The 13,449-nt window shown below is 56.2% G+C and carries 14 protein-coding genes and 1 pseudogene; 8 read left to right on the forward strand and 7 right to left on the reverse strand.

All coding sequences use genetic code 11. The annotated features are described in order from the left end of the window. Positions 1 to 395: 395 nt before the first annotated feature. A complete protein-coding gene (locus ACR0DY_RS12450) occupies positions 396 to 1,025 on the forward strand; it encodes a helix-turn-helix domain-containing protein (RefSeq protein ID WP_480483605.1) in 630 nt (209 codons plus the stop codon). Here the strand turns inward: ACR0DY_RS12450 and ACR0DY_RS12455 are convergent. The 5 genes from ACR0DY_RS12455 to ACR0DY_RS12475 are packed head-to-tail and all read right to left on the reverse strand — an operon-like array spanning position 1,003 to position 5,366. Continuing rightward, the gene (locus ACR0DY_RS12455; RefSeq protein WP_480483606.1) at positions 1,003 to 1,500 is read right to left on the reverse strand and encodes a GNAT family N-acetyltransferase; all 498 of its coding nucleotides are present in this window, start codon (positions 1,498 to 1,500) and stop codon (positions 1,003 to 1,005) included. The two genes, ACR0DY_RS12450 and ACR0DY_RS12455, sit on opposite strands and share 23 nt — an antisense overlap. A 28-nt stretch (positions 1,501 to 1,528) precedes the next feature. Beyond that, positions 1,529 to 2,596 (reverse strand): heme-dependent oxidative N-demethylase family protein, encoded by a 1,068-nt coding sequence (locus ACR0DY_RS12460; RefSeq protein WP_480483607.1) that lies wholly within the window; start codon positions 2,594 to 2,596, stop codon positions 1,529 to 1,531. Positions 2,597 to 2,609: 13 nt separating this feature from the next. After that, entirely contained in the window at positions 2,610 to 3,572 is a 963-nt protein-coding gene (locus ACR0DY_RS12465; RefSeq protein WP_480508325.1) for a PDR/VanB family oxidoreductase, read from the reverse strand. Further along, on the reverse strand, positions 3,569 to 4,165 hold the full coding sequence (locus ACR0DY_RS12470) for a dimethylamine monooxygenase subunit DmmA family protein (RefSeq protein ID WP_480487939.1): 597 nt from the start codon (positions 4,163 to 4,165) through the stop codon (positions 3,569 to 3,571). Before ACR0DY_RS12470 ends, ACR0DY_RS12465 begins: the two co-directional genes overlap by 4 nt. Positions 4,166 to 4,220: 55 nt before the next feature. Next, positions 4,221 to 5,366 (reverse strand): aminomethyl transferase family protein, encoded by a 1,146-nt coding sequence (locus tag ACR0DY_RS12475; RefSeq protein WP_480545993.1) that lies wholly within the window; start codon positions 5,364 to 5,366, stop codon positions 4,221 to 4,223. A gap of 340 nt (positions 5,367 to 5,706) precedes the next feature. Between ACR0DY_RS12475 and ACR0DY_RS12480 the strand changes: the two genes are divergently transcribed. The 6 genes from ACR0DY_RS12480 to glnT all read left to right on the forward strand — a co-directional run bounded on the left by ACR0DY_RS12480 (position 5,707) and on the right by glnT (position 11,828). After that, on the forward strand, positions 5,707 to 7,080 hold the full coding sequence (locus ACR0DY_RS12480) for an ammonium transporter (protein ID WP_480483611.1): 1,374 nt from the start codon (positions 5,707 to 5,709) through the stop codon (positions 7,078 to 7,080). Between the two features lie 11 nt (positions 7,081 to 7,091). After that, positions 7,092 to 7,307 (forward strand): hypothetical protein, encoded by a 216-nt coding sequence (locus ACR0DY_RS12485; RefSeq protein WP_480483612.1) that lies wholly within the window; start codon positions 7,092 to 7,094, stop codon positions 7,305 to 7,307. 147 nt (positions 7,308 to 7,454) lie between these two features. Further along, positions 7,455 to 8,384, forward strand: a complete 930-nt coding sequence (locus ACR0DY_RS12490) for a class II glutamine amidotransferase (protein WP_480545992.1) — start codon at positions 7,455 to 7,457, stop codon at positions 8,382 to 8,384. 1 nt (position 8,385) lies between these two features. Beyond that, a complete protein-coding gene (locus tag ACR0DY_RS12495) occupies positions 8,386 to 9,069 on the forward strand; it encodes a protein GlxC (RefSeq protein WP_480483614.1) in 684 nt (227 codons plus the stop codon). Positions 9,070 to 9,089: 20 nt separating this feature from the next. Beyond that, complete coding sequence (locus tag ACR0DY_RS12500; RefSeq protein ID WP_480483619.1) at positions 9,090 to 10,418, forward strand: FMN-binding glutamate synthase family protein; 1,329 nt, start codon at positions 9,090 to 9,092, stop codon at positions 10,416 to 10,418. Positions 10,419 to 10,499: 81 nt separating this feature from the next. Further along, on the forward strand, positions 10,500 to 11,828 hold the full coding sequence (gene glnT, locus ACR0DY_RS12505) for a type III glutamate--ammonia ligase (RefSeq protein ID WP_480483615.1): 1,329 nt from the start codon (positions 10,500 to 10,502) through the stop codon (positions 11,826 to 11,828). Positions 11,829 to 11,897: 69 nt separating this feature from the next. Here glnT and ACR0DY_RS12510 read toward each other — a convergent pair whose 3' ends face one another. After that, a complete protein-coding gene (locus tag ACR0DY_RS12510) occupies positions 11,898 to 12,347 on the reverse strand; it encodes a group II truncated hemoglobin (RefSeq protein ID WP_480478526.1) in 450 nt (149 codons plus the stop codon). Positions 12,348 to 12,476: 129 nt separating this feature from the next. Between ACR0DY_RS12510 and ACR0DY_RS12515 the strand changes: the two genes are divergently transcribed. Continuing rightward, entirely contained in the window at positions 12,477 to 13,322 is an 846-nt protein-coding gene (locus ACR0DY_RS12515) for an EamA family transporter (RefSeq protein WP_480483616.1), read from the forward strand. Positions 13,323 to 13,349: 27 nt separating this feature from the next. Here ACR0DY_RS12515 and ACR0DY_RS12520 read toward each other — a convergent pair. Continuing rightward, positions 13,350 to 13,449, reverse strand: a pseudogene (locus ACR0DY_RS12520) (bifunctional methylenetetrahydrofolate dehydrogenase/methenyltetrahydrofolate cyclohydrolase); the annotation flags it as partial.

Consider the following 13,449-nt stretch of genomic DNA (forward strand, 5'->3'; position numbering starts at 1 on the left):
GCCAACTGTCCCAAATTCCCTGACGACAGGCAGCATGTCGCACTTTACGCAACTGGCGACATTTGAAGACGGTCGCTACGAAATGCGATTCTGTGGCGCAGTACTGAAATCGACCCAAGTAAATCGCTGGGTCGATTTAGCCGAGATTTCAGATTGATGCAGTGAAACCTGGCAGTCCAGCGTTTTGGCAAAACACCTGCGTGCAGCGGAACGGTTCCTGCGATTGAACAGTGTGCTCATATTCTCTGTCAGCATGATTATTTTACTATCAGGAAAGCTTGGTGCTATTGTGGTCCGAATTGGATGGGCTATTGCACCGCGCCTGGTTGCAGAACCGGTTTGGACAAGTGTAGCAAGACGTTGAAAGAGTGAAATTGAAAAAAAAAGACAAAGACATGGCGATAAATCTGAGTCAGGACCCGCATTCGGTTCGTTCGGGTGACAGGGAAAAAGTTCTCGAAGTCGCCATTGGTCGCGAGGTTCGAGCGTTTCGTAAACAGCAGAACATCACGGTTGCAGACCTGGCTCAGCTAACTGGGTTGTCAATCGGCATGTTGTCGAAGATCGAAAACGGCAACACGTCACCTTCTCTGACAACCCTGCAATTGCTGGCGGATGCGCTCTCGGTTCCTCTGACTAGCTTTTTCCGTCAGTTTGAAGAACGCCGCGAGGCGGTTCATACGAAAGCTGGTGAAGGGGTCGAACTGGAGCGCGAGGGAACTCGCGCCAACCATCAGTACAACCTGCTTGGGCATATCGGCGCCAATGGATCAGGTGTAATCGTGGAACCTTACCTGATCACACTGACTGCTGAATCCGATGTGTTCCCAACGTTCCAACATGGCGGAATTGAGACGATTTACATGCTTGAAGGCGAGGTAGACTATCGCCACGGGGACCAGATTTATCCCCTGAAGCCCGGCGATACCCTGTTCTTTGACGCCGACGCACCCCACGGCCCGGAACGGTTGGTCAATCTGCCGGCACGCTATCTTTCAGTGATCAGCTATCCGCAGACAAACTGATCGGCTTGCGCAGCAGGAAATCTGTGGGTCTGTCATACCCCTCATGGCTGCCCGTGCTGACAATCGTGAACCCAAGCCTGGAAAATATGCGATGGTTTTCAGTGAGCTCCACGCGCGTTTGCAGTTCCAGCGCGGGCAGGCCAAGCTGCGCTGCGCGGATTGCAGCATGATCCACCAAGGACCGGCAAATACCCTGTCCTCGCAATCCGTCCTTCACTGCCAGCTTTCCAAGGTACAAGCTGTCGGGCTTGGGCGTTAGAAACATGCAGGCGAAAAGCGGTCGGCCGATGGCCCAGATTTCTCCGCCACTTTGACAATGCGCAAGCATTCCGTCCACGTTCAGACGATGGATGGACGACGGAGGGTCGATCCGAGCATCCATGTACCGAAAGGACTCGCGCAGCAGCGCCAGAGCGTCATACAGAGCGAAGTCATCGCTCGGGATGAGCCACGGTGTTCTGTCTGGATCAGTCATAACAGCCAAGACACCTGACATTGCCGGTTTACTTTGACAAGGGGGGTTCCGTTTCCAGATCCGGCCAGATCCCGGGCGAGGTGGGCAACCCGTCGTCGAACTGGCTGAGATAGTCCAGCATCAGCGGCCGGTTGTCGATGAACCCTTTGTAGGTTGCCAGTTCCACTGGCAGATCACGAACAACACGATGCAGGCGACGACCCCATTTCGGTACAGTCATCAGATCCTGAAAACTACACAGATAACAGCGGATTGGGAATAACAGCGCGTTTGAACGCGGTAGTCGGAAGAATGTCTGCAACTCGACCCGAAGATGTTGTTTTTGGCCAATATTCTCCGGTGTCAGTGTGGTTTTCTGAATACCCCATTTATGGTAGTTCTCCGGGCTGGTATCCAAAAGCGGGTTGACCGTCATGGTCCAGTTCAGGCGGCGTGCGGGTGCGCCCTGCTGAATACTCAGCAAGAATTTCAGCGCACGCTGAAAGATACCCATCTCGTGGGCCAGTGGTACCGGGGCGTGCCATTCGAAAAAGTTCATGCCAATGTCGAAATCCAGGCTCCAGTCGGCCTGGGTGGTCACCATTCCGGCATCCATCCACAGCATGTCGTCACGTTGATCAAGCACCGCATAGTCACCCTGGGCCTGACGGGTGATATATTCCATCGGCCCGCAGGGCAGGGTGGTTTCATCCATGAAGGTAAAGCTGTGATCAATCCCCAATGGTTTGTTGATCCAGCGCCACTGGTTGCCGTTGCGGTGCAGTTCAAACAGATCCGGGTAATCCTCGGACTTGCAAACCATAATCAGTTCCAGAATGTCCCAACCCGCCAATGTCATGTGTGGCAAAGACTGGCAACGCAGCGGGTCCTGATCCAGAACGATGGCGCGGTCTTTCATTTCCGAAACGTAATGTTCGTCCACATCGAACCGCTTTTCATAGACTGACCCTTCGGGCCCGCCGCGATGCTGTTCCATGTTGACCGAATACATGTAGCTGTCTTCGTGGAACGGAAACGGAAAGCGATTTATCGCCCAGTCCGAGTTATGAAACGTATAATCGTCGCGGAAGGACTCGTCGTTGAATTGAATGGTCATGTTGGGCCTCCTCTCAGCGGTCCAGCACGAGGGACTTGCCCTCGAAACGCGATACACAGGGCATGATTTTCTTGCCCGCTGCCTTTTCCTCATCGGTCAGCCAGTGGTCGCGGTGAACGAAATTGCCATCATGATCCAGCACAACTGTTTCGCATTGGCCACAGGCCCCGCCGCGGCACAGATACGGAGCATCCACCCCTTCACGTTCGATCGCCTCCAGCAGGCTTTCATTCTCGCCCACATGAATAACCTTGTCCGATGTGGCCAACCGCACTTCGAACGGTTTGCCGGGTCGCGGTGCCAGAAACTCTTCGTAATGGACGCAATCCTCGGGCCAGCCCTCGGCAGCAGCGGTGTTGCGCACCCAATCAATCATGCCCTTGGGACCGCAGACATAAACATGCGTTCCCAAGGGTTGCCCGCTCAGCAGGTTTTTCAGATCAATCTGCTGGTTTTGGTCGTCGTAATACAGATGGGTTTCATTCGGATGCCTGTCTGTCAGTTGCTCGGCATAAGACGCCAATGCCGTGTTGCGGCACGCGTAATGCAGTTCCCAGTGCCCGTGCAGCAGTTCGAGTTGCTTGATCTGCGCCAGAAAGGGCGTGATGCCAATGCCACCGGCCAGAAACAGGTGCTTGCGGGCGCGCAAGTCAAGCGAGAACAGGTTGACCGGGTAGCTGATGGTCATTTCATCACCCAGCTTGACCTGACGGTGCATGAACAAAGAACCGCCCCTGCCTTCATCATCACGGCGGACCGAGATCGTATAGGATGACTGATCAAACGGGTCGGACATCAGGGAATAAGGATTAAGCCGTGTGATACCGCCATCCTTCATTTCGACAACGGTATGCGCCCCGCCGGAAAATGTTGGCAACTGACCGCCGTCGATGCGTTCGAACCGGAACCGCGTCACCAGTTCATTCAGCGGGGTGATTTCGGTCACTTTGACCTGAATTTTCTCGGCACCGCTCATTCGTAAATCCCTTTCGGCTCGGGCACGTTGCCATGATCTTCGGCGTCGACGCGGACACCCTGATAGGCGGCAAGCCGGCGGGAGTAGTGATCGCGCACGAACAGATTCAGCCCGCAATGCGAGCAGACAAATGGATCAACCTCGACATCTTCGGTGATGCCTTTGCAGTGCACACATTGCATCCGGCGTGCAACTGAACCGCGATGCTCGGTCTGTATTGCCGTGTGTGGCAGGCCGACTGCTGTCACCTCGTTCATGGCCTGGCCCATCATGCCCTCAGTACCGCTCAGATAGACCTGCAGTCCCATATGCGCGTCCTCCAGTACGCGGCGGATGCGTTGCAGCGCGGCCGCATAGGAAGGTCCTTCGTAGAACTGCGCGGGGTTCAGCGCCTGCAACCTTTCCGAGTAGTCCGTCCCTTTGGGGATATAGATCAGGTGCGTTTTGGCCATCAGATCAGGCGTCGCGATGTCGAGAACGGCTTCTGCGCCTTCGGCTTCGGCGATCATGAGATGATGGTCACCCTTGCGAGCTTCCAGCGTGCCCCAGATCGGTCGGCTTGTGATTGACTTGGGAAATTCGAACTTTGACATTGTACCCTCAAATAGGAAAAGGGCGCCACGGTATGCCCGTTGCGCCCCCTGAAACTCAGCCCTTTGCGGTTCTGATCGATTTATCCTGATCGTAGAACGGCATCTCTTCCGCAGTCGCCGCTATTTCCGTTCCATCTCCGTTGCGCACCGTCAGCTTGGTTCCGGGCGATGCGCAGGCAACCGGCATCCGCGCGATACCCACGTTATGCCCGTTGATTTCGGAATACATGCCAAAGGTGACAACACCGACCTTTTCACCGTTCTGCAGCAGGTCCGCGCCCTCATTCGCCGGTGTCGTGCCTTCCAACTTGACGCCATAGATCTTGAACCGTTCCTTGCCCTTCGAGGCATAATGGTTCTCGGCGCCGATAAAGCCGGTCTTGCCGGGCGAGACAGTGAATTCCAGACCCAGTTCCCACAGCGTATCGCCACATGTCTCACCATCGAACGGATAGGTTTCCGAATTATCGCCCGGATAGAACAGCAGGTAACTTTCGGTGCGCAGCAGATCGAGTGTCGAGAACTGGACTGGTACGATGCCCATGTCCTTGCCGTCAGCCAGAATGCTGTCCCACAGATGCACAGCATTTTTGGCCTGACAGAAAATCTCGTACCCACGCTCACCGGTATATCCGGTCCGCGAAACCATCACCGGGCACCCATAAAGCTTGGTCTGCATGATGCCGAAATAAGCCAGGTCACGAATGCCGGGGATATGCTTTGCCAGGAAATCAACGGCAACTGGCCCTTGCAGCGACATATCATGCATGTCGTCGTCAAAAATGACCGAGCAGTTCTTGCCTGCCGCCACGGATGTCAGCTGCTCCATACCTGTTCCGGTGCCATGCACCACCAACCATGTGTTCACCGACAGACGATAGATGATGCAGTCATCAACAAACTTGCCTTCAGCATTCAGGATCGAGGCATAGGTCGATCGGCCCGGCATGATTTTTTCCACATTCCGCGTGGTGACGCGATCAATAACATAGGCGGCATCCTCGCCAACCACATGAACCTTTTTCAGGCCGGATACATCCATAAGACCAGCTTTGGTGCGGATGGCTTCGTAGTCCGCTTTGGCACGTTCAGGGCTGTGGTCATAGAACCAAGCGGTCCCCATTCCGTTCCAGTCCTCAAGCTCGCCGCCGATCTCGGCATGGCGCTGCGCAAGGGCCGACGTCCTCCAAAGAATGGCCATGGTTCAGGTCTCCCGTTGATCGTTTTTGTTGGCCACATTGAGGCCGATGTTGGATTGAAAATCAACACCTGAGTGCAGAAAATTTTCCTGCTGGGAATATTTGCCTGCAATTTTTGCACCCTGAAAACATTCCTGAGAAGGGAATTTGTTAGTTGTTTGTCAGATGTTTAGGTCCGTTTTTGGTGTGCCAAAGCTTAGGTTACGGACAGGCCTAAAAGGTGTTTGCCCCACATATCTATTGACAGGTCGCAAATGAAAATGTCCTCTGAGTAGATAAATATTCCCAGCAGGAAATTCTGCGCGGGCGGACCTCCTGCTGCAACAACAGGGAGACTACGAAGTGGATGGTAATCTAAACGCACTCACGACGGTCTTTACCGAGTTTTATTACTGGGTAACGGTCGTCTTCATGTTCCTCATCCATGTGGGCTTTTGCATGTACGAGGTCGGCGCCAGCCGAGCGCGTAACCACATGCACACATTGATGAAAAACATCATGATCATCCCGCTGGTGACGGTCACGTTCTTCTTCTTTGGATGGTGGATCTATTGGGCCTTTCCGAACTTTCCGTTCTGGGGCGGTCTGGATGCAGAAGCGGGTGCCGCGAATCTGCCTTGGGCCGACACAATGGCCACCAACCTTGGCGACAGAATCACAGGGGTCTTCTGGGCCGCATTCTTGCTGTTTTCGTGGACCGCGGCCTCGATCGTTTCCGGCTCGGTGATCGAGCGGATCAGATCTTCTGCCCTTTGGGTACATGCGGTGCTGATCGGGTCGGTCTTCTGGATCATCGATGCCGCATGGGGTTGGCACTATGCCGGCTGGATGGTGCGTGTTCTGGGGTATCATGATGCCTATGCATCCGGCGTTATTCACGCGATCGCGGGTGGGTATGCGCTTGGTGTGATCATGGTTCTGGGTCCTCGCCTTGGCAAGTTTGCTAAGGACGGAACTCCTCGGGATATTCCACCTCACAATCCGTGGATGCTGACGATCGGGATTTTCCTGATCTACACCGGCTTCTGGGGTTTCTACGCTGCCTGCAACGTTCCGGTGATCTCTCCCGAGGCGATTGACGGGCAGATCACTGGCGTGACCTGGACGGCAACAAACATCTATCTGGCTCCGACGACTCTCTCGGCGATTACCTTCAATTTCCTGATGTCTCTGTCTGGTGGATTGATGGCGGCGTATGTGGTTTCAAAAGGCGATGCCTTCTGGACGTTCTCGGGCGGGCTGGCCGGTGTTATCACAGCATCCGCAGGGAATGACCTGTACCACCCGATCCAGGCGATGATCATCGGCGCGATCGGTGTCGTGATTGTCTACAAGCTGCACTACTGGGTCGAACGCCGGTTCAAGCTGGATGATGCTGTCGGGGCGGTTGCAGTGCACGGGTACTCAGGTGTTATTGGCCTCATCATTGCTGGGTTTGTCCTGTGGGGTGTCCCGTCTTCGCCTTACGAAGGATATGCGACGATCAATCCGGTCGGACAGGTCACCGGTGCAGTCATCATGTTCTTTGTTCTGGGTTTCATGCCTGGTTGGATCGTGGCCAAGTTGCAAGCGGCTGCCGGTGTTCTTCGCATACCGGAAGAGGTTGAGCTTCAGGGCCTCGATTACGCCGAACACCATGCCTACGAAGATGCCAAAGCAGCGATCATCGCGGCTGACAAAGAAGAGCTGGCCGCCCGCGGCGCAGCCGCGAAATAGAGGAGAACGTTATGTCTACAATCGGATATACAAGTTGGGCCGTTGATCTTGCCGAAGTCGGCCCGGTCTATCCCTTCCAGGGGTACGAAATTCTGATGGTCATCATCGGCGTCGTCTTCTGGATCGGCTGGCACCGTATCCAATTTGTCCGCGAGGGCGAGCATCTTGAAAAAGCCCGCCACGCAGGAGACGAAGACAGAGTAAAAGCACAGCTGGATCGTTATTGATCCGGTTTTGAGAACCGGCAATGGGCGCAAGATCAATGGATGCGTCCATTGCCTGACAGGAAAAAAACTTTCCTACCGTTATTGATATCCTGCAGAATAATTGGTACCGTCGAATCATAACGAAACACACAAGGAGATCTGCCAGCCATGTGCGGAATTGTTGGATTATTCCTCAAAGATCAGTCCCTTGCTCCTCAACTGGGCAATATGCTGACAGACATGCTGATCACGATGACAGATCGTGGCCCCGACAGTGCCGGTATTGCGATTTATGGCGCAGAATCGGCGGGTAAAACCAAGATTACGGTTCAGTCCCCCAACCCCGAAACCGATTTTGTCGACCTTGCGGACGAGTTGGGCAAAAGCCTGGGTACGTCTGTTGGTCAAAGAAACAACGACACACATGCCGTTTTGGAAATTCCTGCCGGTCAGTTCGAAGCTGCACGGTCCGCTCTGGCTGAGATCCGCCCGTCGGTCCGGGTGATGAGCCGTGGTGACAGCCTTGAAATCTACAAGGAAGTCGGCCTGCCGAAGGATGTTGCCGAGCGTTTTAACCTCAGCGGAATGAGCGGCACGCATGGCATCGGACACACCCGCATGGCGACGGAATCTGCGGTGACCACAATGGGTGCCCACCCGTTCAATACAGGGTCCGACCAATGTCTGGTCCATAACGGGTCGCTGTCCAACCATAACTCGTTGCGCCGCAAACTGCGCCGCGCGGGTGTAACGATCCAGACAGAGAACGACACCGAAGTTGGCGCAGCCTACCTGACCTGGAAGATGATGAATGGTGCCACCTTGGGCGAGGCTCTGGAATCCAGCATCGATGATCTGGACGGTTTCTTCACTTTTGTCGTGGGAACCAAGGACGGCTTTGGCGTCGTGCGTGATCCGATCGCGTGTAAACCAGCCGTGATGGCTGAAACCGATCAGTATGTGGCTTTTGGCAGCGAGTATCGCGCCCTAGTGAACCTGCCCGGCATCGAAGATGCACGAGTTTGGGAACCTGAACCGTCCACCGTTTATTTCTGGTCGCACAACGACAGCCCCACAACCCACGAAAAGGCCGCCTGATATGCAGACCTATGATCTAGAGGCAGACGGGCTGCGCGGATTGAACTCTTGCTTGCAGGCACAAAATTCCGAGACCAACCAGACCCGTTGGGAAATTGTAAATCCCAAGGGCAGCCATGCGATTGCCGTTGGGCTGGACGCGCCGATCGAGGTGACGGTCAAGGGATCGACCGGGTATTACTGCGCGGGGATGAACCAGCAGGCAACTATCAAGGTCGAAGGGTCCGTCGGGCCGGGTGTTGCAGAGAACATGATGTCCGGTCAGGTCATCGTCGATGGTGACGCCAGCCAATATGCCGGCGCGACCGGCCATGGCGGATTGCTGGTGATCAAGGGCAATGCAAGCTCGCGCTGCGGCATTTCGATGAAAGGCATCGACATCGTCGTGCACGGCAATATCGGCCACATGTCCGCCTTCATGGCGCAAGCCGGAAACCTGGTGGTCTGCGGAAACGCAGGCGATGCGCTGGGGGATTCACTCTACGAGGCGCGGCTGTTCGTGCGCGGCTCGGTCAAAAGTCTTGGTGCCGATTGTATCGAGAAGGAAATGCGTCCCGAACATCTGGAGATACTGAAAGACCTGCTGGACCGGGCGGGCTGTGATGCCAAACCGGAAGAGTTCAAACGCTACGGCTCGGCTCGGCAGCTGTACAATTTCGACATCGACAACGCCGCCGCATACTGAGGAAGAAGGGTATGAAAGATATGGACGATCAGATCCCCCGCACCCTGCCGATCCAGTCGGCGACGTTCTCCAACCCCATCAATGCCGAGATCCGACGCGCTGCTGCGACCGGCATCTATGATATTCGCGGTGGCGGAGCCAAGCGCAGGGTCCCTCATTTCGACGATCTGCTGTTTTTGGGCGCATCCATCTCGCGCTATCCGCTGGAAGGATATCGCGAACGCTGCGATACCTCGGTAACGCTAGGCACACGTTTTGCGAAAAATCCGATCAAGTTGGACATTCCGATCACCATCGCGGGTATGAGTTTCGGCGCGTTGTCTGGTCCTGCCAAAGAGGCTTTGGGCCGTGGCGCATCTGCTGCGGGCACGTCGACCACAACCGGTGATGGCGGCATGACCCCGGAAGAACGGGGTCATTCATCCAAGCTGGTCTACCAGTATCTGCCCTCGCGCTACGGCATGAACCCGAATGATTTGCGTAAGGCGGATGCGATTGAAGTCGTGGTCGGGCAAGGCGCTAAACCCGGCGGTGGCGGGATGCTTCTGGGTCAGAAGATCAGCGACCGTGTGGCCGAAATGCGGACCCTGCCCAAAGGCATCGACCAGCGTTCGGCCTGTCGCCATCCGGACTGGACCGGGCCGGACGATCTGGAGATCAAGATCCTTGAGTTGCGCGAAATCACCGGTTGGCAGGTGCCGATCTATGTCAAGGTCGGCGCGACGCGCCCCTATTATGATACTGCACTGGCGGTAAAGGCCGGGGCTGATGTCGTGGTCATGGACGGGATGCAGGGTGGCACAGCTGCCACGCAGGATGTGTTCATCGAACATGTTGGCTTGCCCACACTGGCCTGTATCCGCCCCGCCGTGCAGGCGTTGCAGGATCTAGGTGTGCATCGTGAAGTTCAGTTGGTCATTTCGGGTGGCATACGAACAGGTGCAGATGTGGCCAAAGCATTGGCGCTTGGGGCCGATGCGGTCGCCATTGGCACCGCCGCTCTGGTGGCCCTTGGCGACAACGATCCCAAATGGGAATCCGAGTATCAGAAACTGGGCACGACCACAGGGGCCTATGATGACTGGCACGAAGGGCGCGACCCCGCTGGCATCACAACGCAGGACCCAGAGCTTGCCGCGCGCTTGAACCCCGTCGAAGCGGGTCGCAGGCTGCGCAACTACCTGAAGGTCATGACGTTAGAGGCGCAGACCATTGCGCGCGCCTGCGGTCACAACCACCTGCACAACCTCGAGCCGGAGGACCTGTGTGCCCTGACCATGGAGGCCGCCGCGATGGCGCGGGTGCCCTTAGCGGGAACCAGTTGGTACCCGGGCAAGGAAGGGTTCTGAACATATGCGACGCGGCCTCCTGAATGGGGGCCGCGTTCTTGCTTTGAAAACCGAAAATTCAACAGGGAAAGGAAAGCAATCGTGACGACAGATCTCGCAGCTTTCGCAAAAGAAAAAGGCGTCAAATACTTCATGATCTCGTTCACCGATCTGTTTGGTGGACAGCGGGCCAAACTGGTGCCAGCGCAAGCCATTGCCGAGATGCAGGAAGATGGCGCTGGTTTTGCCGGGTTTGCCACCTGGCTGGATATGACCCCTGCGCATCCTGACATGCTGGCGGTGCCGGACCCGTCATCGGTGATCCAGCTGCCATGGAAGCCAGAGGTGGCATGGGTTGCGGGCAACTGTGTGATGGAAGGCAAGGACGTCGCGCAAGCCCCGCGCAATGTTCTGCGCCGCCTGATTGGCGAAGCGGCAAGCGAGGGCATGCATGTCAAAACCGGGATCGAGGCCGAGTTCTTTTTGATGACCCCGGATGGCGAACAGATCAGTGATCCGTTTGATACAGCCGAAAAGCCCTGTTATGACCAACAGGCCGTGATGCGCCGTTATGATGTGGTGCGCGAAATTTGTGACTACATGCTGGACCTGGGCTGGGGTCCGTACCAGAACGACCACGAGGATGCCAACGGCCAGTTCGAGATGAACTGGGAATTTGATGATGTCCTGCGCACAGCAGACAAGCATTCCTTCTTCAAGTTCATGGCAAAATCGATCGCGGAAAAACACGGGCTTCGGGCGACATTCATGCCGAAACCGGTCGAAGGACTGACCGGCAATGGCTGCCACGCCCATATCTCGGTCTGGGATGCGCCGGGTGATGCCGCCAAAACCAATGTATTCGCAGGAGAGGGTGACGGCCCAACCGGCGAGGTTGGTCTGGGAGAACGCGGCAAGCACTTCCTCGGCGGGATCATGAAACACGCCTCGGCACTGGCGGCGATCACCAACCCCACGGTGAACAGCTACAAACGCATCAACGCGCCGCGGACGATATCCGGTGCTACCTGGGCGCCTAACACGGTGACTTGGACCGGCAACAACCGCACGCACATGGTGCGCGTTCCCGGCCCCGGACGTTTCGAATTGCGCTTGCCCGATGGCGCAACCAACCCCTACCTGCTACAGGCCGTCATCATCGCGGCCGGGCTGTCAGGTATCCGGTCCAAGGCCGATCCCGGCAAGCGCTGGGACATCGATATGTATGCCGAAGGCCATAAGGTACGCGGTGCACCGAAACTGCCCCTGAACATGCTTGATGCGCTGCGCGAATACGACAAGGACAAAGAGCTGAAGGCGATGATGGGTTCCGAATTCTCGTCAGCTTTCCTGAAAATGAAGCATCAGGAATGGAACTCTTTTGTTTCCCATTTCTCGCGCTGGGAAAAAGACAACACGCTCGATATCTAAGTCGGATTGCAGGGTTGCATATCGGGGCCGCGCCATAGGCGGCCCTGTTTCTGCGATGGCCACGCGAAGTTAGTCGCTCTTTTCACGCTGTGTGTCACGGGCATCTGCGCCCGCATCCGCCTCCAGCCGCCAGTCAGGTACGTCATTGACCAGCATGAGCGCCGCCCTGCGCAACGTCACGCGCATCCTATCGACAACCGGACCGGACATGCCGCAATCCGCCAGCGCGGCGTCAAACGTCTCCAGCCAAAGCTCGGCATCAGCTTCGCGGATAGGGACATGCGCATGAATTTCGCGCAGGTCCATATGACCAAATCGTTCGCGGTAATAGGCCCGCCCTCCCAGAAAACCGCTGAGAAACTCGAACTGGGCCTGTCTGGTATGGTTTAGCCCATGGCCGCGAAAGTGTAGCCTGTGCAAGGAATAAACTGCCGGATCCGTTTCCATCCGATCATAGAAACGCTCAACCAGACTGCGCAGCCGGCTCTCACCGCCAAGTTGCTCTAATGCAGACGTCATGTGCTGCCTCTTACTGCCTTTGGCTTCAATAATATTGCATAACAGGAAAATAAGTTTAATACCAGTGACAGTTTGACGTATGCATGGTCTCAAGCGGATTGAAACAAAGCCGATGATGGTGATGACAAAATGACTGCTCTGGCGCTTGGCCTGGTCGCGGCACTTTGCTGGGGGATACACGATCTGGCAGTACGTTATGTCAGCCAGTCTGTCAGCGTGATCGCGTCGCTGATGGTCGTGCTGATATCGGGCGCGGTGCTTCAGTTTGGTCTGACGGTGACGCTGGGTACATTTGACTCGATTTCTGGTGCCGCAGTGTTCACCGCTGTCGCCGCGGGCGGGTTTTATCTGTTGGCGGGTATCAGCATGTATGCCGCTTTTCAGCGTGGCCCGGTTCGGTTGGTTGCGCCACTTGTCGCGAGTTACCCGGTCTTGTCCGTGTTGCTGGCCATATGGCGTGGTGCAACTATCAGCCCGCTGCATTGGCTTGCCGTCATTGCGATTGGCATCGGGGTTTCCGTGGTCGCAGCCAAGTCCGAACGGGATGCGGTGGTGTATCCGGCAACAGGCCCAACAATACTGCTGTCGCTGGTTGCGGCCGTCGGCTTCGCGGCGGCCTTTGCCCTAGGACAATATGCAACCGAGCTTAGCAACGAGTACTCGGTCTCGCTGGTCAGCCGATTGGCGGCAATCCTGACCCTGGGGATGGTTGCTGTGGCATCTGGAAAAGCAATCTGGCCCGGACCCCAAGCGATGCCCCTGTTATGTGTGATGGGTGTTCTGGATGCGGTTGCCATCCTTTGCGTGGTCTCAGCGGGTGGTTTGCCCAATGCACAATTTGCCTCGGTCTCGGCATCCGTTTTTGGGTTGTTAACCGTAGTTCTGGCCTGGGCCATATTGAAGGAAAAAATGGCTCTTCAGCAGTGGCTTGGGTGTTGTGTTGCGTTTGCAGGTATCGGGTACCTTGCACTCTGAAACGCCCCCCTCCGGCCCCCGCGTGTATCAGGCGGTCAGGCCTTCTGGTTCGGGGAGTTTGTTTGCGCGGCAGCAGGCGGTGAGGGTGTTGGCCAGCAGGCAGGCGATGGTCATGGGGCCGACGCCG

The sequence above is a fragment of the Ruegeria sp. O6 genome (assembly GCF_056535045.1).